At 71.0% G+C, this 21,565-nt stretch carries 20 protein-coding genes and 1 tRNA gene; 13 read left to right on the forward strand and 8 right to left on the reverse strand.

What is annotated here, in order from left to right; all coding sequences use genetic code 11:
- Window positions 1–125: 125 nt before the first annotated feature.
- Both JAV76_RS02250 and JAV76_RS02255 read right to left on the reverse strand, forming a co-directional pair.
- A complete protein-coding gene (locus JAV76_RS02250) occupies window positions 126–1,679 on the reverse strand; it encodes a pectate lyase family protein (protein ID WP_198732378.1) in 1,554 nt (517 codons plus the stop codon).
- A 364-nt stretch (window positions 1,680–2,043) separates the two neighbouring features.
- Window positions 2,044–2,126 (reverse strand) — tRNA-Leu (locus JAV76_RS02255).
- Between the two features lie 197 nt (window positions 2,127–2,323).
- Between JAV76_RS02255 and JAV76_RS02260 the strand changes: the two genes are divergently transcribed.
- From JAV76_RS02260 to pknB, 7 genes are read left to right on the forward strand one after another with little or no spacing between them, the layout of a single operon-like run.
- Window positions 2,324–3,040 carry an FHA domain-containing protein gene (locus JAV76_RS02260; protein ID WP_198732379.1) on the forward strand — a complete coding sequence of 239 codons (717 nt, stop codon included), beginning with the start codon at window positions 2,324–2,326 and terminating at the stop codon, window positions 3,038–3,040.
- Window positions 3,041–3,050: 10 nt separating this feature from the next.
- Complete coding sequence (locus tag JAV76_RS02265; RefSeq protein WP_198732380.1) at window positions 3,051–3,542, forward strand: FHA domain-containing protein FhaB/FipA; 492 nt, start codon at window positions 3,051–3,053, stop codon at window positions 3,540–3,542.
- A gap of 5 nt (window positions 3,543–3,547) precedes the next feature.
- A complete protein-coding gene (locus JAV76_RS02270; protein ID WP_198732381.1) occupies window positions 3,548–4,969 on the forward strand; it encodes a PP2C family protein-serine/threonine phosphatase in 1,422 nt (473 codons plus the stop codon).
- Window positions 4,969–6,519, forward strand: a complete 1,551-nt coding sequence (locus JAV76_RS02275; protein ID WP_198732382.1) for an FtsW/RodA/SpoVE family cell cycle protein — start codon at window positions 4,969–4,971, stop codon at window positions 6,517–6,519. Before JAV76_RS02270 ends, JAV76_RS02275 begins: the two co-directional genes overlap by 1 nt.
- Window positions 6,516–7,985 (forward strand): peptidoglycan D,D-transpeptidase FtsI family protein, encoded by a 1,470-nt coding sequence (locus JAV76_RS02280; RefSeq protein ID WP_198732383.1) that lies wholly within the window; start codon window positions 6,516–6,518, stop codon window positions 7,983–7,985. Before JAV76_RS02275 ends, JAV76_RS02280 begins: the two co-directional genes overlap by 4 nt.
- The gene (locus tag JAV76_RS02285) at window positions 7,982–9,775 is read left to right on the forward strand and encodes a serine/threonine protein kinase (RefSeq protein WP_198732384.1); all 1,794 of its coding nucleotides are present in this window, start codon (window positions 7,982–7,984) and stop codon (window positions 9,773–9,775) included. Before JAV76_RS02280 ends, JAV76_RS02285 begins: the two co-directional genes overlap by 4 nt.
- A complete protein-coding gene (pknB, locus tag JAV76_RS02290; RefSeq protein ID WP_198732385.1) occupies window positions 9,775–11,853 on the forward strand; it encodes a Stk1 family PASTA domain-containing Ser/Thr kinase in 2,079 nt (692 codons plus the stop codon). The genes JAV76_RS02285 and pknB overlap by 1 nt, the downstream gene beginning before the upstream one ends.
- Before the next feature lie 100 nt (window positions 11,854–11,953).
- On the opposite strand, the gene JAV76_RS02295 is transcribed toward pknB, so the two are convergent.
- Genes JAV76_RS02295 through JAV76_RS02310 form a run of 4 tightly spaced genes read right to left on the reverse strand, consistent with a single transcriptional unit; the run spans window position 11,954 to window position 14,256 of the window.
- On the reverse strand, window positions 11,954–12,589 hold the full coding sequence (locus tag JAV76_RS02295; protein WP_198732386.1) for an aminodeoxychorismate/anthranilate synthase component II: 636 nt from the start codon (window positions 12,587–12,589) through the stop codon (window positions 11,954–11,956).
- A 1-nt stretch (window position 12,590) separates the two neighbouring features.
- Complete coding sequence (locus JAV76_RS02300; RefSeq protein WP_198732434.1) at window positions 12,591–12,752, reverse strand: hypothetical protein; 162 nt, start codon at window positions 12,750–12,752, stop codon at window positions 12,591–12,593.
- Entirely contained in the window at window positions 12,749–13,471 is a 723-nt protein-coding gene (locus JAV76_RS02305; RefSeq protein WP_230401698.1) for a class E sortase, read from the reverse strand. The genes JAV76_RS02300 and JAV76_RS02305 overlap by 4 nt, the downstream gene beginning before the upstream one ends.
- Before the next feature lie 32 nt (window positions 13,472–13,503).
- Window positions 13,504–14,256 (reverse strand): DUF881 domain-containing protein, encoded by a 753-nt coding sequence (locus tag JAV76_RS02310; protein WP_198732388.1) that lies wholly within the window; start codon window positions 14,254–14,256, stop codon window positions 13,504–13,506.
- A 93-nt stretch (window positions 14,257–14,349) separates the two neighbouring features.
- Between JAV76_RS02310 and JAV76_RS02315 the strand changes: the two genes are divergently transcribed.
- Window positions 14,350–14,622, forward strand: coding sequence for a cell division protein CrgA (locus JAV76_RS02315; RefSeq protein WP_198732389.1), 273 nt, complete (start codon window positions 14,350–14,352; stop codon window positions 14,620–14,622).
- A gap of 114 nt (window positions 14,623–14,736) precedes the next feature.
- Here the strand turns inward: JAV76_RS02315 and JAV76_RS15185 are convergent, their stop codons facing one another.
- Both JAV76_RS15185 and JAV76_RS02325 read right to left on the reverse strand, forming a co-directional pair.
- Window positions 14,737–15,588, reverse strand: a complete 852-nt coding sequence (locus tag JAV76_RS15185; protein ID WP_198732390.1) for a rhomboid family intramembrane serine protease — start codon at window positions 15,586–15,588, stop codon at window positions 14,737–14,739.
- A gap of 25 nt (window positions 15,589–15,613) precedes the next feature.
- Entirely contained in the window at window positions 15,614–16,153 is a 540-nt protein-coding gene (locus JAV76_RS02325; protein ID WP_198732391.1) for a peptidylprolyl isomerase, read from the reverse strand.
- A gap of 122 nt (window positions 16,154–16,275) precedes the next feature.
- On the opposite strand from JAV76_RS02325, the gene JAV76_RS02330 reads away from it, so the two are divergent.
- The 5 genes from JAV76_RS02330 (at window position 16,276) to JAV76_RS02350 (ending at window position 21,506) form a co-directional block, all read left to right on the forward strand.
- Window positions 16,276–17,319 (forward strand): hypothetical protein, encoded by a 1,044-nt coding sequence (locus tag JAV76_RS02330; protein ID WP_198732392.1) that lies wholly within the window; start codon window positions 16,276–16,278, stop codon window positions 17,317–17,319.
- 216 nt (window positions 17,320–17,535) lie between these two features.
- Complete coding sequence (locus JAV76_RS02335; RefSeq protein WP_198732393.1) at window positions 17,536–18,753, forward strand: PP2C family protein-serine/threonine phosphatase; 1,218 nt, start codon at window positions 17,536–17,538, stop codon at window positions 18,751–18,753.
- The gene (locus JAV76_RS02340) at window positions 18,750–20,702 is read left to right on the forward strand and encodes a glycosyltransferase (protein WP_198732394.1); all 1,953 of its coding nucleotides are present in this window, start codon (window positions 18,750–18,752) and stop codon (window positions 20,700–20,702) included. Before JAV76_RS02335 ends, JAV76_RS02340 begins: the two co-directional genes overlap by 4 nt.
- Complete coding sequence (locus tag JAV76_RS02345) at window positions 20,699–21,031, forward strand: STAS domain-containing protein (protein ID WP_198732395.1); 333 nt, start codon at window positions 20,699–20,701, stop codon at window positions 21,029–21,031. Before JAV76_RS02340 ends, JAV76_RS02345 begins: the two co-directional genes overlap by 4 nt.
- Window positions 21,024–21,506 carry an ATP-binding protein gene (locus JAV76_RS02350; protein ID WP_198732396.1) on the forward strand — a complete coding sequence of 161 codons (483 nt, stop codon included), beginning with the start codon at window positions 21,024–21,026 and terminating at the stop codon, window positions 21,504–21,506. Before JAV76_RS02345 ends, JAV76_RS02350 begins: the two co-directional genes overlap by 8 nt.
- Window positions 21,507–21,565 lie beyond the last annotated feature (59 nt).

The following is a 21,565-nucleotide window of genomic DNA, read 5'->3' on the forward strand; positions in this document are numbered from 1 at the left end:
CCCTAGCAGACCTAGGGGTAGAGGTGCGAGGGTCCCCGGACGGCGACGCCCCCGACCGCTGGTGCGGTCGGGGGCGTCGCCAGAGCGGGGCCGGCCGCCTGCGCGGCCGCGTCCTCAGCCGGGGATCACCTCGCGTAGGTCTCCACCTCGGCGATCCGGGGGGTCCCGGACGAGCTCGTGATCTCCACGTTGACCTTCTTGAGCGAGACGGCTGGGAAGCTCACCGTCCGAGCACCGCTGCCGGTCGCCAGCACATCACCGGTGTCGTTGTTCACGACGCGCCACGAGCCGAGGGCCCCGCCGCCGGACGCCGTCCGGACGGAGACCTTGGAGATCGTGGTGGCCGTGCCCCACTTCACGGAGATGCGCCCGGTGGACCCGTTGGGGGACCAGTAGCTGCTCGTGTCACCGTCGACCACGTCACCGAAGCTCGTGCCGCTGGCCTTGCTGGAACCGTCGGCGCCGGCGCCGAGACTCAGGTTGGTGCCGCCCGGGGCAGGGTCCGGCGTCGGCTCGGGGTTCGTCGGCTCGGGGTCCGGCGTCGGACCCGGGGTCGGGCCCGGCGTCTGCGGCGAGCAGGAGCCGTCGGAGACCCGCAGTCCCTTGTTCGCGCCGGCCGTCGAGCTCACGACGGCAGGGACGCAGCTCGCCGGGTCCATGGGGTAGGCGTAGGGGATGCTCACGGTCGTGGTCGACGTGACGTTCGGACCGGCCGGGTTCGTGGTGCCGCTCCGGGAGGACCACGTGACGTTGTCGAAGATGTTGCCGGACACCTGCCAGGTCCCCGCCTCGGACGTGTAGAACGTCCCGAGCACGTCCTTCGAGTCCTCGAAGTAGTTGTTGTCCACCTTCGCCCTGGCACCCGCACGCGAGTTGATACCGGACTCGTTGAGGCTCTTGTAGTGGTTGTTGTACATGTGGCCGACGCCGCCGCGGAGCAGCGGCGCACGGGAGTCGATGTTCTCGTAGAGGTTGTGGTGGAAGGTGATGAAACCGTTGGCCCGGTCGCTCTCGCTCGAGCCGACGAGCCCGCCGCGCCCGGAGTTGCGCAGGATGCTGTAGGAGAGGGTCACGTACTTGACGTCGGCCTTCATGTCGAAGAGCCCGTCGTAGCCGGCGGACTCGCCACCGGACGCCTCGAGGGTCACGTGGTCGACCCACACGTTGCGGACGCCGCTCTCCATGCCGATCGCGTCCCCCCCGTTGGACGTCGGCGAGCCGGACTTCTTGACGTTCTTCACGGTGACGTTCTGGATGATGATGTTCTCGGCCTCACGGATGTGGATGCCGAGCTGGTCGAACGTGGCGCCGCTGCCCACGCCGACGATCGTCACGTTGCTCACCTGCTTGAGCTCGATGACCCCGGCGGCCGTGTTGCAGCTGTTGCCCGAGACCTTCGTGGTGTTGCCGTGGTTGATGGTCCCCGAGACCTCGATGGTGATCGGGGTGTCGCTGCTGGGGCGGCTGCAGAGCGCCTCGTGGATCGCGGTCCCCGTCGTGGCCCGGACGGTCTGACCGCCCGCCCCGCCGGTGGTGCCGCCGTTCTGGGTCGCGAACCCCGTGACGCTCCCGGTGGCCGCCTGGGCCGCCGTCGTCGCCAGGGTGCTGACCCCCATCGTCGCGACCAGGGCCATCGTGGCTCCCCTCGCCATCATCCTCAGCGTGCGTGGTCGTCTCATCGTCGCCTCACCTTCATCGTTGAAAATCGGCTGGACCGTACCGCGGGTGTGCAAGAAGTCACGAATTGGTCTCGATCGCCCAGAAGCCGCGCCGTTGCGACGTTCCGTCACGAGCCCACCTGCACCCGGTCACCGCGGTATGCGTGCTTCGACCGGTTTGAGGGAGTCTAGGAGAACGCTCTCCGTACCGGCAAGCCCTTTCCGGGACGAATGTTCCAGGTCGACCGCCGGGCCAGGTCAGGGCCACCCCCGAGACGTGCAGTAATCCACCCCTCGGACACGCCACCACGTCCCCGGACGCACGAAGGCCCCGACCGAAGATCTCTCGGTCGGGGCCTTCAGGTCCGTCGATCCGGACCATCTGTGCGTGAGGGGGGACTTGAACCCCCACGTCCTTACGGACACTGGCACCTGAAGCCAGCGCGTCTGCCATTCCGCCACTCACGCGCGACGTCGAACGTTACCACGGCTACCCTGAAGTCTTCACGTTCCCCTCATCACATCGTTTGGTCGATACGATGAACTGGGTCCGGGCGCGAGTCGCGCCACGGTTGACGAGCACTCCTCGGCAATCATGGGCCCCGGGGCGCACGACGCGCACCAGCGGCGCGACCAGCACCGCGACGAGATCGGGAGGAGGTGGCATGGGAGTCCTCGACAGGTTCGAGAAGAGCGTCGAGCGTGCGGTCAACAGCACCTTCGCCCGCGTCTTCCGCAGCGAGCTCAAGCCCGTGGAGATGGCCAGCGCCCTCCGCCGCGAGGTCGACGACCGGGCGGCCGTCGTGGACCGTGACCGGACCGTCGTGCCCAACGAGTTCACCATCCAGCTCTCGCAGGAGGACTTCGCGCAGGTCGAGGGGTGGGGTGCGGAGACGCTCGCCGACGAGCTCGCCGCCAACGTCACCCAGTACGCCGGCTCCCAGCACTACGCCTTCGTGGGTGCCGTGACCGTGACCTTCGAGGAGGTCGACGGCCTCGAGGCCGGACGCTTCGAGGTCCGCTCCTCCACCGTCCGCGGCGCCGTCGCGCCGGCCACCTCGGCGGCCCCCAGCTCCCGCCACCCCCTCGTCGACATCGACGGACAGCGCTACCTGCTCACCGGGCCGGTCACCGTCATCGGACGCGGCGCCGAGGCCGACATCGTCGTCGACGACCCCGGCGTCTCCCGCCGGCACCTCGAGATCCGGGTCACGCCCGACGGCGTCGTCGCGACGGACCTCGGATCCACCAACGGCCTCTACGTCGAGGGACACCAGGTCCCGGCCGCGACGCTGCTCGACGGCAACTCGCTGACCATCGGGCGCACGCGGATCATGTTCTGGACCGGTGTCGCCGACGACACCGCCCACGGGGATTGGTGACCAGGACCGGATGAGCGAACTGACGATGACCCTGCTGCGGCTGGGGTACCTCGTACTGCTGTGGGTCTTCGTGTTCTCGATCATCCGCGTCCTGCGGCGCGACCTCTACGGCACCCGCATCACGTCCCGCAAGGGCGCGCCGCGCGAGGACCTCGTCACCCAGACCGGGATGCCCACCCCGCAGCGCCAGCAGGCCGCGCAGGTCCGCAACCGGCCCACCCGGCTCGTCGTCACCGAGGGACCCCTGCGCGGGACGACGCTCCCCCTCTCCTCGTCCGCGATCCTCATCGGCCGTGCCCCCAGCTGCACCCTCGTGCTCGACGACGACTACTCGTCGTCGCGGCACGCCCGCATCTTCCCGTCCGGCGACCAGTGGGTCCTCGAGGACCTCGGGTCCACCAACGGCACGTTCATCGGCTCGGACCGCGTCACCTCACCGGTGCCGCTGACGCCAGGCGTCCAGGTCCGGGTCGGCCAGAGCGTCGTCGAGCTGCAGAGGTAGACGCCATGACGATCGCCCTGCGGTACGCCGCGCGCTCCGACGTCGGCCTCGTGCGGTCGAACAACCAGGACTCGGGGTACGCGGGCCCCCACCTGCTGCTCGTCGCGGACGGCATGGGCGGGCACGCCGGGGGCGACATCGCGTCGTCCCTCGCCGTCGCCTCCCTCGCCCCCCTCGACGGCGAGGCCTTCGGGTCCAACGAGATCCTCGAACGCCTCGAGAAGGCGATCGAGACGGCACGCGTGGAGCTCGTGCGGCGCGCCCGCGCCGACAGCGAGCTCGGCGGCATGGGTACCACCGTCACCGCGCTCCTGCGTTCCGGCAACAAGCTCGCCATGGCGCACATGGGCGACTCCCGCGCGTACGTCCTGCGCGACGGCGTCCTCAGCCAGGTCACCAAGGACCACACCTTCGTCCAGCACCTCGTCGACACGGGCAAGATCACACCCGACGAGGCGGAGCACCACCCGCAACGCTCCGTCGTCATGCGCGTCCTCGGCGACTTCGACCTCGACCTCAGCCCCGACCTGTCCGTCCGGGAGGCACGCGCCGGCGACCGATGGCTGCTCTGCTCCGACGGCCTCAGCGGCTTCGTCTCCGTGGAGACCCTGCAGCGCACCCTCGCCGACGTGCCCGACGTCGACGCGTGCGCCGAGCGCCTCGTCCAGCTCGCCCTGCGCGCAGGCGGCTCGGACAACATCACGTGCATCGTCGCCGACGTCCTCGACCTCGACGACGTCCCCGACGGCGACGGGCCGGACCCGGGCGTCCAGGTGGTCGGCGCCGTCGCCGTGACCCGCGACGACCCCACCACCGCCGCCGACGGACCCGCCGCCCGAGCCGCCGTCCTGCTCGCCGAGGCCCGGGCCAAGGTCGACGCGTTGAGCGACGCCGACGGCCACCCCATCCCCTCCGACGGCACCACCACCGAGACCGACGACCTGCCGTTCACCGAGGTCGTGCGCCCCACCCCCGCCGAACCGCGCAGCCGCGCCCAGCGGCGCGCCGACAAGCGGGCCGCGGCCCGCGAGGAGAAGGCCGCCGCCGCGCTCCGCAAGGCGGACGCGAAGGCCGCCCGACGCGAGGCCGCCGAGACCGACGAGCCCCGCTACCGGTGGGTGTGGACCGTCCTCGGCCTGCTCCTCACCGCCGCGTTCCTCGCGACCGCCGGCTGGTTCGGCTACCGCTGGACCCAGACCCAGTACTACGTCGGCGTCGAGGACGGCCGGGTCGCGATCTTCCAGGGCATCGCCCAGACCGCCGGGCCTCTCCACCTCTCCTCCGTCGTCGAGGTCTCCGACCTCGAGACCAGCGAGCTCGACGCCTTCGTCGCCAACCAGCTGGACCGGACCATCCGTGCCACCTCCCTCGAGGACGCCCGCGAACGCGTCCAGGTGCTCGTCTCGGACGCGGCCGGGGACGCCTGATGGCCACCGTCGAACCAGGACGGGTGCGCAGCGGTCGCAGCAGCGAGATCGGTCTCCTCGTCCTCGCGCTCGCCCTCGGGATCGGCGCGTACGCGCTCGTCGGTCTCTCGATGGAGGGGCGACTCCCCGGGAACTTCTACGTCCTGTCCGGAGGGATGATCGCGCTCGGCTCGGGCATGCACCTCATCATCCGGTGGCGGGCACCGTTCGCCGACCCCGTGATCCTGCCGATCGCGGTGGGCCTCAACGGCCTCGGGCTCGCCATGATCTACCGTCTCGACCTCGCCAACCACCTCAAGGGCGGCGACTCCGAGCTGGCCACCAAGCAGCTGGGATGGACGGCGCTGGGCATGGTCGCGGCCGTCGTCGTCGTGTGGTTCCTGCGTGACCACCGCACCCTGCGTCGCTACACGTACACCGCGATGGTCGTCGGGCTCGTCCTCGTCGCGCTTCCCCTGGTCCCGGGCCTCGGCCAGGAGATCAACGGAGCGCGCATCTGGGTCGGCCTCGGCCCCGCGACGCTGCAGCCCGCCGAGTTCGCGAAGCTCGTCTTCGCGGTGTTCTTCGCCGGCTACCTCGTCACCAACCGCGACACCCTGACCCTCGCGGGCCGCAAGCTCCTCGGCATGCAGCTGCCGCGCCTGCGCGACCTCGGTCCCATCATCATCGTGTGGCTCGCGTCGCTCGCGATCCTCGTCTTCGAGCGCGACCTCGGGACGTCCCTGCTGTTCTTCGGGATGTTCGTCGCGATGCTCTACGTCGCCACCGAGCGCATCAGCTGGGTGGTCATCGGACTCACCCTCTTCGGTGGTGGCGCCATCGCGGCGGCGTCGTCCCTCGCGCACGTCCAGGGACGGTTCAACGGCTGGCTCCACGCCATGGACGACGAGGTCTTCAACAAGGCGTTCGGCGGCTCCGGCCAGCTGGTGCGCGGTCTCTACGGCCTCGCCAACGGCGGTCTGTTCGGCACGGGGTGGGGAGAGGGCCGCCCGGACCTCGTGCCCTACGCCTCGTCCGACTTCATCGTCACGTCCCTCGGTGAGGAGCTCGGGCTCACCGGTCTCCTCGCGATCCTCGCCATGTACCTCCTCTTCGTGGAGCGCGGCATGCGCATCGCGATCGGCACCCGCGACGGGTTCGGGAAGCTCCTCGCGGGTGGCATCGCGTTCGTCGTCGCCTGGCAGGTCTTCGTCGTCGTCGGCGGCGTCACACGCGTCATCCCCCTCACCGGTCTCACCATGCCGTTCCTCGCCTACGGAGGGTCCTCCCTGCTCGCCAACTGGATCATCGTCGCCCTCATGCTGCGGATCTCCGACAACGCGCGGCGCCCCACGCCGCTGCCCCTGCGCGGCGGCGCACGCGAGCCCGAGCACGACGACGACGACACGGACGACGCCGTGCCCGCCGTCCGCGGCGACTCCCCGTCGGACGACGAGACCCAGGTCGTGCGGTCCGTCGACGTCCACGACGCAGGGAACCCCGGTTCCGCCCGCAGGAACCCCGGCACGGGCACCACCGAGACCGAGATCATCGGGACGGTGGACCGGTGAACGTCCCCATCCGTCGCGTGGCGATCGTCATGCTCGCCATGTTCCTCGTGCTCATGGCCGCGACGACGTGGATCCAGTACGTCCAGGCGTCGTCGCTCAACAACGACCCGCGCAACGTCCGCACCCTGTACCGCGAGTACGGCAACAACCGTGGCTCCATCGTCGTCGGTGGTGAGGAGATCGCTCTCTCCACGCCGGTGGAGGACGTCTTCGGGTACCAGCGCAGCTACACGAACGGCGAGCTCTACGCCCCGCTCACGGGCTACTACTCGGTGGTCTACGGTCGCAGCGCCCTCGAACGGTCCGCCAACGGGTACCTCAACGGCAGCTCGGACTCCCTGTGGTGGAGCCGCGTCCAGAACCTCATCTCCGGCGAGGACCCGCAGGGGTCCTCGGTGGAGCTCACCATCGACCCCGCAGCCCAGCAGGCCGCGTGGGACGCGCTCGGCAACCAGCGCGGGGCGGTCGTGGCCCTCGACCCGGCGACAGGCGCCGTCCTCGCGATGGTCTCCAAGCCCAGCTACGACCCCAACCTCCTCGCGGGGCACACGTCGGCCGACGTCACCGACGCGTGGAACACCCTCCAGTCCGACGAGGGCGACCCCCTGGTGAACCGCGCCATCGCGGGGAACACCTACCCGCCCGGGTCGACCTTCAAGCTCGTCACCGCCGCCGCCGCCCTCGAGAACGGCACCGTGGACGCCGACACCCTCATCGACGCACCCGACCAGCTCCAGCTGCCGCAGTCCTCGTCGGTGCTGCGCAACTTCGGCGGGTCCACCTGCTCCGGCAGCGGGACCATGACCCTGGCCGACGCCCTGCGCATCTCCTGCAACACCGCCTTCGGTCAGCTCGGCATCGACGTCGGGGACGACGCCCTCGCCGAGCAGGCCGAGAAGTTCGGTTTCGGCAGCGAGCTGTCGATCCCGATGCGCGTCACACCCAGCCGGTTCCCCACCGGTCCCGAGGGCAAGGGGCTCGACGGGGCGCAGACCGCGCTGTCGTCCATCGGACAGTTCGAGGTGGCCGTGACTCCCCTGCAGATGGCCATGGTGTCCGCCGCCATCGCCAACGACGGCGAGCTCATGACGCCGTACCTCATCCAGCAGGTGCGCACCCCGGACCTCGACGTCGCGTTCGAGGCGTCCCCGTCGGAGTTCAGCACCCCGATCTCCTCGGAGACCGCCACGGCCCTGAGCGAGATGATGGTCGGCGTGGTCCGCGACGGGACGGGGACCGCCGCGCAGATCAGCGGCGTCCAGGTCGCCGGCAAGACCGGGACCGCGGAGAACCGCGAGGACGCCCCCCCGCACGCCTGGTTCACCGGGTTCGCGCCCGCCGATGACCCCCAGGTCGTGGTGGCCGTCGTCATCGAGAACGGCGGGGACGCCGGGAGCGAGGCCACCGGCGGACGCCTCGCCGCGCCCATCGCCCGGTCCGTCATGGAGGCGGTGGTGTCCCGATGAGGCCCGCAGCAGGGATCGCCCTCGGCGGCCGGTACCGCCTGGTGCGCCAGATCGCGGTGGGCGGCATGGGCGAGGTGTGGGTCGCGCACGACGACTCTCTCGCCCGCGACGTCGCCGTCAAGGTGCTGCGCGAGGAGTTCGCGGGGAACTCCGACTTCCTCGAGCGCCTGCGCACCGAGGCGCGCAACAGCGCCGCCCTGTCCCACTCGAACATCGCCCAGCTGTACGACTACGGGGAGCAGGAGGCGTCCGGGTACCTCGTCATGGAGCTCGTCGTCGGCGAGCCCATGTCGGACCTCCTCGAGCGCGAGCCCGTGCTGCCCGTGCTGAGGCTGCTGTCCATCCTGTCGCAGACCGCGCGCGCCCTGCACGCCGCCCACGTGGCCGGGGTGGTGCACCGCGACGTCAAGCCCGGCAACATCCTGCTCGAGCGCACCGGAGAGGTGAAGATCACCGACTTCGGGGTGTCCCTGGCAGCCAACCAGGTCCCCATGACGGCCGCCGGGATGGTCATGGGCACCGCCCAGTACCTGTCCCCCGAGCAGGCCATCGGCAAGGCGGCCACGGGCGCGTCCGACATCTACGCCCTCGGGATCGTCGCCTACGAGTCCATCGTCGGGAACCGGCCCTTCACGGGTGCCACCCCGGTGGACATCGCCGTCGCGCACGTCAACGAGGCCGTCCCCGCCCTGCCCAAGTCGATCCACCCCGGGTTCGGCGACCTCATCATGCGGATGCTCAGCAAGGACCCGCTCGACCGCCCCCGCAGCGGCGCGATCCTCGCGCGGAACTTCGACCTCCTCGCCGAGGAGATCGCCGCCGACCCCTGGGGCAGCGGGCTGCGCCGGCGCGGGAACGCGTCGCCTCCCGGACGTCGTGAGACCTACTCCCCCGCTCCCCCCAAGGAGCCCGAGGTGTCGCTCGCCGAGGCGGGCCGGCCGGGCCCGTCCCACCTCGCCTCCTCACGCCGCGACACCGCCGCACGCGCCGACGCGCGCCCCGTCGTCAAGGAACCACCGGCGACGACGCGCGCGGGGCAGCGCATCGCCGCGGCCCGCAGCACCGCGCAGCCCGAGGCCGCGCGGTCCGATCAGCCACGCCCCGAGGCCGCCCTGCCGCCCGTGCCCCCTCCCCCGCCCGCGCGCCCCGAAGACGACGCGCGGACGGCGCACGAGCAGCGCCACCGACGCCCCGAGCCCGGTGCTCCCCAGCAGAGGTCACGGCCCCGACCCCAGGGCGACCAGGGCCGGGAGGGCTCGCGCACCCCGGTGGCGACGGCGCACCCCGCCACCCGGGCGACCCCGGTCGCGGAACCCGTCCGCGCCGCGACGCGGTCGTCCCGCAGCGATCACCGCGACGACTCCCGCACGGAGCGGCGCGGTGACGGGCGCTCACCGGTGACCCGGTCGGGCAGCCGTTCCGGTGCGGCCCGCCAGTCGTCGACCCGCAGCGCCTCGCGGTCCCAGTCGGAGCACCGGAGCACCGGGACCGGCGGGAGCACCGCGCGGCGCACGTCCACCACCACCGGTCAGCGCATCGGCAACCTCGGCCGGCCCACCATCGCCCTGGCGCTCCTCGTCCTCGTCGTCCTCATCGCGACCATGATCAAGGCCATGACCGGCTCGGACGAGGCGCTCCCGTCGGACCTCGGTGCGCCGGTCGTGGCGGACGGACACGGGATCTCCTCGGTACAATCCACCATCGGGCCCCCGGCAGGTGGGATGATCTCCCACGACGCGGTACTGAGACCCTCGGACGCCGCCGGACCAACAACACCTAAGGACGCGTAGTGGTTGACGACGCACCCCGTACTCTTGCGGGCCGTTACGAGGTCGGTGAGCTCATCGGCCGCGGCGGCATGGCAGAGGTCCACATCGGTCACGACAACCGGCTGGGCCGGACCGTGGCGATCAAGATCCTCCGCTCGGACCTTGCACGCGACCCGTCCTTCCAGGCCAGGTTCCGGCGTGAGGCGCAGTCCGCGGCCGCGCTCAACCATCCTGCGATCGTCGCCGTGTACGACACGGGCGAGGACACCATGCAGGAGGCCGGCGGCGGGATGGCCCACGTGCCGTTCATCGTCATGGAGTACGTCGAGGGGCACACTGTCCGCGACATCCTCCGCGACGGCAACGCCGTGCCCATCGAGGAGGCCGTGGAGATCACCACCGGCGTCCTCTCCGCGCTCGAGTACTCCCACCACGCCGGCATCGTCCACCGGGACATCAAGCCCGCGAACGTCATGCTCACCCCCACCGGCGCCATCAAGGTCATGGACTTCGGGATCGCCCGCGCCCTCGCGGACTCCGCGGCGACCATGACGCAGACGCAGGCCGTCATCGGCACGGCGCAGTACCTGTCCCCCGAGCAGGCGCGCGGCGAGAGCGTCGACGCCCGCAGCGACCTCTACTCCACCGGTTGCCTCCTCTTCGAGCTCCTCACCGGGCGCCCGCCCTTCACGGGTGACTCCCCCGTGTCCGTCGCCTACCAGCACGTCCGGGAGGCTCCGGCGAGCCCCAGCGACATCGCCCCCGACGTCCCGGACACCCTCGACCGCATCACGCTCAAGGCGCTCGCCAAGGAGCGCACGTCCCGGTACGGCAGCGCAGCGGAGTTCCGCTCCGACCTCGAGGCCGCGGTACGCGGCGGGGCGATCAACGCACCCGCGATCGGCGTCGTCGCCGCGGCCGCCGCGGCGGGCCAGCCCGACATGGGCGCCACGCAGGTCCTCGGCGGAGCCATCGGCGACGCCGCGACGCAGACGCAGGTCGCACCGTCGTGGGGCCCCGTCGCGAACAACCGTGCCGGCGCCGGTCCCGCGGACGAGCCGGAGCCCGAGGACGAGAAGCCCTCGCACCGAGGCCTCATCTGGACGCTCGTGGTGGTCGCCGTCCTCGCCATCGCGGCCATCACCACCATGCTGCTGCTCAACGGCGACAAGGAGGACCCGGTCGCGCAGGCGCAGGTCCCCACCCTCACCGGCATGACGCTGGAGGAGGTCAGAGCGGCCCTCACCGACGCCGGGTTCACGGAGGACCCGACGGTCTCGCACGAGAAGAACGACGAGGTCCCCGAGGGGCAGTTCGTCCGTAGCGACCCCGAGAGCGGCACGGAGGTCCCCGTCGACACGGACATCGAGGTCTGGTTTTCCCAGGGTGCCAACGTCACCACCGTGCCCGACGTCACCGGCCTCAGCCAGGCGCAGGCCATCCAACAGCTGGAGGCTGCCGGGCTCGTCGTGGCGAACGAGATCTCGAGCAACCGCAGCGGACGCGTCCCCAAGGACTCCGTCATCGGCACGGAGCCCGCGGCGAACGAGTCCGTGAACGCGGGCACCGAGGTCAAGCTCATCGTCTCCGACGGGTTCGTCGACCTCCCCGACGTCAGCGGGGCCGCGCAGGCCGACGCCCAGACGACCCTCCAGGGGCTCGGCCTCACCGTCGTCATCAACGAGGAGGAGAGCGAGGCCGCGCCCGGCACGGTCATCAGCCAGGCCCCGGCCCCGGGTGCCGTGCCCCAGGGGTCCTCGGTGACCATCGTCATCGCCAAGGAGATCACCGTCGAGCAGGTCCAGGTGCCCAACTCCCTCGTCAACGAGCGGCGCGACCGCGCCGAGCGGACTCTGCGCGACCTCGGGCTCGTCCCGGACGTGCGGGTCGGCGAGCGGTCCAACGGCATCGAGGACGGACGCGTCGAAGAGGTCAACCCCGGCCAGGGCACCCCGGTCGACGTCGGCAGCACCGTGATCCTCTACGTCTCCAACGGGGACAACTTCGGCAACAATGACGGGAACAACGGGAACAACGGGAACGGCGGCGGCAACGAGGACGACGGCGGCAACGAGGACGACGGCGGCAACGAGGACTGACACCCCTCCGGGAGGGCCCGCCCCACGGGGCGGGCCACCACGTCCTGCAGCATGACGAAGCCCCCTGTCGCAGACGCGACAGGGGGCTTCGTCGTGCTGCCTACCGGCGGACGAGGGGTGCCATGCCCTCGGAGCGCTCGACCGCGCCGTCGAGGCCGCAGATCTCCAACCAGTTGGCGAGCAACCGGTGCCCGCCCTCGGTGAGCACCGACTCCGGGTGGAACTGCACCCCGTGCAGGGGGAGCTCACGGTGCTGGAGGCCCATGATGATCCGCCCGCTGGACGTCACGGCCTCCGCGGTGACCTCGAGGGCCGGGGGGACCGTCCCGGTGACGACGGCCAGCGAGTGGTACCGGGTGGCCGTGAAAGGGTGCGGGAGCCCGGTGAGGACACCAGCGTCGTCGTGCTCCACGAGGCTCGTCTTGCCGTGCATGAGCTCCGGTGCGTGCGTCACGGTCGCCCCGAAGGCCTCACCGAGCGCCTGGTGGCCCAGGCACACCCCGAGCATGGGGGTCTGCGTCTGCGCGCAGCCGCGGATGACGTCGAGGCTCTGCCCGGCGCCCGCTGGGGTTCCCGGGCCGGGGGACACGAGGACGCCGTCGAACGTGGCGCGCTCGTCGGCATCGGGGACGGCGTCGTTGCGCACCACGACCGTCTCGGCGCCCAGCTGCTGGAGATACCCGACGATCGTGTAGACGAAGGAGTCGTAGTTGTCCACGACGAGGATGCGAGTCATGTCATTCCCCCACGGTCTGTTCGTTGAACGGCATGTAGTCGGCGATCTGCGGGAACAACCACTCGAAGCATGCGTAGACGGCCGCCACGGCGAGCACGAGGAGCAGGATCACCCGGAACCAGCCCGGACCGGGGAGTGCCCTCCACAGGAGTGCGTACATCATCGACCGCCTTCCGCTGCGGGCAGCAGCTCCTCGGGGGTGCCGGACGACACGGGCATCCAGTACTTCAGGGTTCCGTGCACGATGTACCTCTCTCGCGCGGAGAACATCGGGTGGCAGCTGGTGAGCGTGATGAACCGCTCCGTGGGTTCGGGGATCTCGGCGCCGGGGAGCGTCCCCGGGACGGGGGCGATGACCTCCACCTGGTGGGGGAGGACCACGAGCGACTCGGTCGCCTCGTACACGTACCAGGTGTCCTCGGTCTGCACGACGATCGCGTCGCCGGCCTGCATGTCCGCGATGAGGTGGAACGGCTTGCCGTACGTGGTGCGGTGCGCCGCGAGGGAGAAGTTCCCGACGCCCCCGGGCAGCACGGTCTCCGGGTAGTGGCCCGCCTCGCCCTTGTCGAGGACGTCGGCCTTGCCCACCCCCTCGGTGACGGGGACGACGTAGTCCTGCCCGAACCGGGGGACGTAGAGGCGGCCGAAGGTCTCGCCCTCGGCCGGGGTCTCCATGACCGGCGGCTCGTCGTCGTGGTGGACGCTCTCCGCCGGTGCGGCCTCGTACGTGGGGGGTTCCCAGCCGAGCGCGGCGAACGTCGCCTCCTGCTCGCGCTCGGCCTGGATGTCCGTCCACCACAGCTGCCACACGACGAAGAGCCCGACGAGGACCCCCGTGGTGATGAGGAGCTCGCCGATGACGCTGACGATCCTCAGGGGCAACGACGGTCGGGGTCGTGCACGGCGCGCTCGGGTCACTGGTAGATGTCCGTTCCTTCGGGGACCCGGGCGAACTCGAGGTTCTGGGACCCTGTGTACGCGGGCATGGTCACGTCCTCGAACTCGTCGACCTGCCACCCGAGGCCGAGGACCTCGACGGCGTCGAGGTAGTTGCCGATCCCCTCGGACGTGTAGAGCGACTGGGCGAGCTGGTCGGTGGAACCGACCGCCTCCACGGTGTAGGGCGGGGAGTAGACCCTGCCGTGGAGGAGCAGGACGTTGCCGACGCACCGGAACGCGGAGAGCATCGTGACGCGCTGCCCCTGGAGGGTCATGGCCTCGGCTCCGCCGGACCAGAGGGCGTTGATGACGGCGTCGAGGTCCTGCTGGTGGACGACGAGGTCGTCCGGTTGCGCCCACTCGGGCTGGATGCGGTCCCGCGGTGCGTCCTGGAGCGTCACGCGGACCCCGTCGCCGACGACGGGCGTGGTCCCGGTGAGGACGCCGGCGCGCTGCGCAGTCCCCGCGTCGAGCTGCCGCCCTCCCGCGCCGGCGGCCTCGCCGAGCTCCTCGACGGTGCTGCGCATCTCCTGGACGTCGGCCAGGAGGTCGTCGCCCCGGGCGCTCTCCTGCGCGACGAGCTCGTCGAAGTCGCCGGGGTGCCGGTCCTCCTCGCCCTGCGCGAGGCGGGCGTTGGCGGTGAAGAGGACGCCTGCGAGGAACATGACGAGGGCGATCGACAGCGCGGCCCTGACGGGTGCCTTGCCTCCGTGCGACTGACGGGCCATGTTCCCAACCGTGTGATCTGTGCTGCCGGGCGTGGTGCTGGCACTACGCTAGTCGAGAATACGTCCTCGACCCATCGACAGGAGCCTGCTCCCGTGCCCGAATCGAAGCCCCGCAAGAAGTCGTCGAAGGACTCCGGTACCGCCGAGGAGCGCGCTCCTCGCGCGCAGGCGCAGCCGGGGGTCAACCCTCGGTGGCTCGTCCCGACCATGCTCACGCTGTTCGTCGCGGGGACGCTCTGGGTGGTGATCTTCTACCTGACGTCGGGCGGCGCGCGCCTGCCGATCCCGCCGATCGGTCAGTGGAACATCGCGGTGGGCTTCGCGCTCATCCTCGCCGGGTTCGGTCTCGCGACCCGCTGGCGATAGCCGCGTCCACAGGCGGCCCGTACTTGTACACATAGTTATCCACAGGTGTGGAGAACGACAGCGATGTAATTCCACACCTGTGCGTATCCCTGGGGACCGCGCGTTCACCGCGATTCAGAACAACGCGTACCTCGCCACCACCAGCCCGACGAGGGCGGCCGTGACGACGACGGTCCCGGCCACCGCCACAGCCGTCCGCCGGGTGCGCGGTGCGTAGGCGTAGAGGGTGCCGACGACCACGCCGGTGACGAGACCGCCGAGGTGCCCCTGCCAGGAGATGTTGGGGGCGACGAAACCCAGGACGAGGTTGATCCCCAGGATCACGAGGATCCCGGTGGCGTCCCTGCCGAGACGGCGCATGGCGAGGAAGAACGCTCCGAAGAGACCGAAGACCGCCCCGGACGCGCCCACCGTCGCGGTGTACCAGTCGAGCGACGCGAGCGACGCGAGGAGGACGACCAGAGTGTGGCCGCCCACGGCGGAGAGCAGGTAGAGGGCGAGGAACCGGGCCCTGCCGAACGCGGCCTCGAGCTGCGGCCCCACGATCCACAGCGCGTACATGTTGAGCAGCACGTGCCAGGGCGCGTCGGAGTGGACGAAGGCTCCCGTGAGGAACCGCCACGGCTCGACGTCGCCGAGCGGCGGGTAGAACGCCAGCCGCGACGTCCAGGTCTCCCACTCGAGGACAAGCTGCAGCAGGTAGCTCACCGCGCACAGCGCGATGATGCTCAGCGTCACCAGGGGGCGCCCCCCGCGCAGGGGCGCCCCGAAGACGGTCCGGGGAGCAGGGGCGGAGCGCCGCGCCTCCCGGACGCAGTCGACGCACTGCACGCCGACCGGTGCCTCGACGACACACTCCGGGCAGGCCGGACGCCCGCAGCGCTGGCAGCGCACGTAGCTCACCCGGTCCGTGTGACGGGCGCAGACCGGCGGGGCTGCCGGGAGCCCCACCGTCCCGTCGGTCACGGCCGTCCTGCCCGGGGTCGGGACGTCATTCCTCGATCGACACCGAGGTGATGGTGATGTCCTCGACGGGACGGTCACCCGGGCGGGTGGGGGTCGCGGCGATCTCGTCGACGATCTTGCGCGACGCGTCGTCGGCGACCTCACCGAAGATCGTGTGCTTGCCGTTGAGCCACGGCGTGGGTGCCACCGACACGAAGAACTGCGACCCGTTGGTGCCCTCGGCCTTGCCCGTGATCGCGTTGCGGCGCGTGCCGGCGTTCGCCATCGCGAGCATGTAGGGCTTGCCGAAGGAGAGCTCCGGGTGGATCTCGTCGTCGAACTTGTATCCCGGGTCACCCGTGCCGGTGCCCAGCGGGCAGCCGCCCTGGATCATGAAGCCCGAGATGACGCGGTGGAAGATGAGTCCGTCGTAGAAGGGCTCGGTGCGCTCGGAGCCCGACTTCGGGTCCGTCCACTCCTTGGAGCCCGTCGCGAGACCGGTGAAGTTCTCGACCGTCTTGGGCGCGTGGAACGGGAAGAGCTCGATGCGGATGTCACCAGCAGTGGTGTGCAGGGTTGCGAACATCCACCCATTGTTTCACGGGACGGTCCCCCGGCGCGGACCTGAGCAGCATGTTCTGCTGCACCGGAGCCGTCCAGGTGGCAGAGTGGTGGCAGGTGCATCCCCTCCGACCCACGGGAGAACGAATGTCTGACGGAATGAAGAAGCTCGCCCGGAACGCGGGAGAGAAGATCGACGCGGAGAAGCTCAAGGGTCAGGCGGCCGAGGTCGCCGCCAGCCTGTCCGACGGCGCGCACCACGCGGGGGAGACCGCCACGGTCCTCGCCGCCCAGGCCCGCGGCGCCGCGGTCCAGGCGAAGGACTGGAGCGCCCCCCGCGTCGACGCCCTCGTCGAGTGGATGACCCCGCGGCTCGAGCAGGCGTGGACGGACACCCTCAAGGCCGCCGCACCCCGTGTCGAGAAGGCCGCCGACAAGGCGACGCCCGTCATCGACACCGCGCACGACAAGCTCGTCGACGAGATCCTCCCCAAGTTCGTCACCGCGCTGAACATCGCCGCCGCGAACGCCGCGGACGCAGCGGTCAAGGGTGTCGGCACGGCCACCGCGAAGACCTCGTCCGGGGCCACGCACGTCGCCGACTCGATCGCTGCCGCGTCGAGCAAGGGCCCCATCAAGCTCGCGGCCGCCGCGAAGGCGGCCGAGAAGGCCGCGAAGAAGCAGAGCAGGAAGTCCGGCAAGGGCTGGTGGATCGTCGGTGGCGTCGCCGCCGCCGGTGGCGCGTACGTGCTGTGGAAGAAGTCGCAGCCGACGACCGACCCGTGGGCCGAGCCCTGGGAGAAGGTCGACACGAACAGCTTCGACGAGGCCGTCGGTGACGCACGCGGTGCCGTGGGCGACGCCGCCGAGGCCGTCGGCGAGGCCGCCGGCGTCGCCGTCGCGAAGAGCCGCGAGGTCGGCGGCAAGGTCGCGGAGTCGGTCGAGGACCTCTCCGAGAAGGTCACGGACAAGATCACCGAGGCCCGGGCGACCGCCAAGAAGGCCACCAGCCGCAACCGCTCCTCCGCGAAGTCCACGGACGCCACCGACGCGGCCGCGGACGCCACGGCTGCTGCGGCCGACGCCGTCGGCGAGGCCGCCGACGCCACGAAGGACAAGGCCGAGTCCGCCAAGCACAAGGCGGAGGACACCAAGAAGTCCGACGGCACCACGGACGCCGGCAAGAGCTGACCCCACCCCGGCGGCCCTCAGGGCCGGCACGGAGAGCGAGCACCCACGACGGGCCCGGTCCTCACGAGGACCGGGCCCGTCGTGCGTCCGTCGAGGACGATGTCCCACCGTCCCGTTCCTGACCACCACGGGTTTTTCATCCGCCGCCACCAGGTCTCCGCCCGATTCGTCATGGTACGTATGGACTGGAGACCTACGACGAGACGACGGTGACGGATGAGCCCCACCCCCAAGGACGTCAGCACCTTCTTCGAGGGGAGCGCGACGACCGGTCCCTACGGGGAGGCGCAACGCCTCCGCGCGCTGCAGAGCCTGGACGTGCTCGACACACCGCGCGAGGAACGGTTCGACCGCGTGACCCGGCTCGCCCAGCGCGTGTTCGACGTACCCATGGTGAGCGTCACGCTCATCGACGAGGACCGCCAGTGGCGCAAGTCGTTCGTCGGGTTGGACGGGCCCGTCGCCCAGCGCGAGGGTGCATTCTGCGACGCGGCCATCCGGTCGTCCGCCACCCTCGTCGTGCCCGACGCCATCACCGACGAGATCTTCCACGACAACCCCTTCGTCAGCGGGCCCCCAGGGGTGCGCTTCTACGCGGGGCACCCGTTGGAGGCTCCGGGTGGCGAGCGGGTCGGCACGCTGTGCATCCTCGATGTGAAGCCTCGCGAGCTGACGCCGGGGGAGAACGCGCTGCTGCGCGACCTCGCCGGGTGGGTGCAGAACGAGCTCCAGCGCGACGCGGAGCTCGAGAGGGCGGGGGCGGTCCAGCGCGGGCTCCTGCCCTCGCGCACCCCGGACGTCGCCGGGTACGCGTTCGCGGCGACGTGTCGCCCGGCGCGCGGCGTGGGCGGCGACTTCTACGACTGGTACGCCACGGGCGACGACCTCCACCTGTCGCTCGCGGACGTCATGGGCAAGGGCATGGCTGCGGCCATCGTCGCCGCGACGTCCCGCGCGGTGCTGCGGAGCACGTCGCGCACGCCCGACGTGGGGGACGCCCTCACCACGGCCGACGAGGTGCTGTCGTTGGACCTCGCGGAGGTCGGCACGTTCGTCACGTGCTTCCACGCCCGCCTGGAGCCGTCGAGCGGTCGTGTGACGTACTCGGACGCGGGCCACGGGCTGGGCTTCGTGCTGCGCGCCGACGGCACGTCGGAGCACCTGAGGACCGACGGCCTGCCCCTCGGGCTGGGGACGGGCGACGAGCGGCGGGCGAGCACGGTGACGTTGGACCCGGGGGACCGGCTCCTGTGCTTCAGCGACGGCCTCGTGGACCTCTTCGACATCGCCGAGGACGCCCTGTCGATCATCCTCGACGCTGCCGTCGCCGCAGGCTCCGCCCAGGCGACCATGGAGACCCTCGCGGCGCTGCGCCCTGTGGTGTTCCAGCCGGACGACCTCACCGTCCTCGTCGTGGAGAGGCTCACCGCATGACGCGCCGGATGTTCGTGATCCGTGTCTGCGTGCTCCTCACCATGATCACCGGCGTGAACTACATCGCGTGGCGGTGGCTGGACTCCATCGCGTGGTCGGCATGGTGGATCGCTGTCCCGCTGCTCGTGGCCGAGACGTACAGCCTCATCGACACGGGCATGTTCGGCATGGCCATGTGGCGGCTCAAGGAACGCGGCGAGCCCCCGGCACCGCCCGACGACGCGACCGTGGACGTCTTCATCACCACGTACAACGAGCCGGTCGACCTCGTGATCACGACCGCGGCCGCGGCCCGCGACATCGAGTACCCGCACCGCACGTGGGTCCTCGACGACGGGGCGCGCCCGGACATGAGGGCTGCCGCGGAGGCGGCGGGCGTCGGGTACGTGACGCGCTCCGAGGACTGGACCGGGAAGCCGCGGCACGCGAAGGCGGGGAACCTCAACAACGCGCTCTTCCAGACCGACGGGGAGTTCCTCCTCATCCTCGACGCCGACCAGATCCCCGACCCGCGGATCCTCCACCGCACCCTCGGGTACTTCGAGGACCCGAAGATCGGGCTCGTGCAGACCCCCCAGTACTTCACCAACGTCGACGACGCCGACATCCTGGGCAGCCAGGCACCGCTGTTCTACGGCCCCATCCAGCAGGGCAAGGACGGGTGGAACGCGGCGTTCTTCTGCGGGTCCAACGCGGTGCTGCGCCGCGACGCCCTCATGCAGCTGGGCATCGTCGGCTACGTGCGCGAGGTGGGCAGCACGGTCCGCCGCGCGATCCGCACGGCCGACACGATCCTCGCGCGCGCCGCCAAGGAGGCGCCCGTCGACGACCCGGCCGTGGGCCGCGCCATCACGGAGGTCCGGGTCGCGGCCCGCACCGCCCGGACCGAGCTCGACGCGGGGGAGCCCTTCGCTGACGTGACCTACGCGTTCCAGCGGCGCGTCGACGATGCGTCGACCGCCGTGCTGCGGGAGCATGCCGACGCGATCCGCGCGGATCTCGCCGTCATCGAGTCCATCCCCGTGGAGGTTGATGCCGAGCTCGGGACGCTCGTCGTCGACGAGGAGGCGTTCGACCTCCTCGCGCACCGCGAGCTCTCGCCGCTCGGGGCGATCGAGTCGGTGCGGACCATCGCGTCGGCCATCAACGTGGACGTCGCGGGGGAGGCCCAGCCGATCATGCCGCTGGCCACCATCTCCGTCACGGAGGACATGGCGACCGCCATGCGCCTGCACGCGATGGGGTGGCGCTCGGCATACCACCACGAGGTCCTCGCGCACGGCCTCGCACCGGAGGACCTGGGCACCATGCTCCAGCAGCGCCTGCGCTGGGCGCAGGGGACCATGCAGGTGATGCTCCGGGAGAACCCGCTCCTGAAGAAGGGCCTGTCCGTGGGGCAGCGCCTCATGTACTTCTCGACGATGTGGACGTACCTGTCGGGGTTCGCGGCCCTCGCGTACCTCGCCGGCCCTGTGATCTACCTCGGGTTCGGCGTGCTGCCCGTCGAGGCCTTCGGCACGGACTTCTTCATCCGGTTCATCCCGTACTTCATCGCGAACCAGCTGCTGTTCCTCGTCGTCGCCCAAGGGGTGAGGACGTGGCGGGGGCAGCAGTACTCGTTGGCGTTGTTCCCCGTGTGGATCCGGGCGTGCTGGACGGCGTTCGCGAACGTCGTCATGAACCGTCCTCTGGGCTTCGTCGTCACACCCAAGACCATCGAGGGCGAGCACAAGCCGCCGTGGCGGGCGGTGTGGCCGCAGCTCGTGGCCATCGTCGTCCTCACGCTGTCGGTTCCCGTCGGCATCTCGCGGCTCGCCCTCGGGTACGCCGACCTCGGAGCCACCCTCGTCACCATCGCCTGGGTCGTCTACGACCTGGTCGTCCTCAGCGTCATCGTCCGCGCCGCCCGCTACCGGGCACAACTGACACCCACGGAGGTCACCGCATGAACCTGGACATCACCGAGCACGGGACGACGTCGGCGGTGCTGGTGCTCAACGGGCGCCTGAACCTCGTGTCGTCGCCGATGCTCCGCGAGGCCGTGGCGGACGTCATCGCGGACGGGCGCACCCTCGTGGTCGTCGACCTCGGCGCCGTGTCGTTCGTCGACTCCTCCGGGCTGGGTGCCCTGGTCGCCGGCCTGAAGACGGCCCGGGCGGCTGGCGGCGACCTGCGGATGGCCGACGCACCGGAGCAGGTCGCATCGGTGCTCCGTCTGACGAACCTCGACCGCGTGCTCCGGGTGCACCCGACGGTGGAGGCGGCGCTCGATGCCTAGCAGCGAACCGGACGGCGGCAACGGGGCCGCGCAGGACGAGGGGACCGTCCGCAGGACGTTCGAGGGTGTCGCGTCTCAGCCGTGGCTCGACGCGCTGCCGGAGCAGCTCGACGAGGCGTACGGGGAGTACGACGCCCTGGAGACGGGCACGGTCCCGGTCGTGGATCGCGCGGCGTTCGAGCTCGCCCTGGTGGAGGTCGCGTCGAACCTCGTGGAGCACCCACCGCCCGAGATCCCCGTCCACGTGACCATCGACCTGGCCCTCGGGGCCTCGGAGCTGCGCGCCGTCATCGTCGACGACGCGCCGCGCGCCGAGATCGACCTGTCCCAGGTGTCCATGCCGTCGGTGGACGCCGAGAGCGGCCGGGGGCTCGCCCTCGCGGTCGCGTCCCTCACGGAGTTCACGCACGACGCGGGAGCGGGCGGGGAGTCCGGCAACCGGTGGACCCTGGTCCGTCGCCCGGTCGTCGACTAGCAGCCCCTCCCACGGGCACGGAGAAGGCCCCGCAGTCCTCCGTCGAGGACTGCGGGGCC

The organism is Sanguibacter suaedae (genome assembly GCF_016342785.1).
GTDB classification, from domain to species: Bacteria; Actinomycetota; Actinomycetes; order Actinomycetales; family Cellulomonadaceae; genus Sanguibacter; species Sanguibacter suaedae.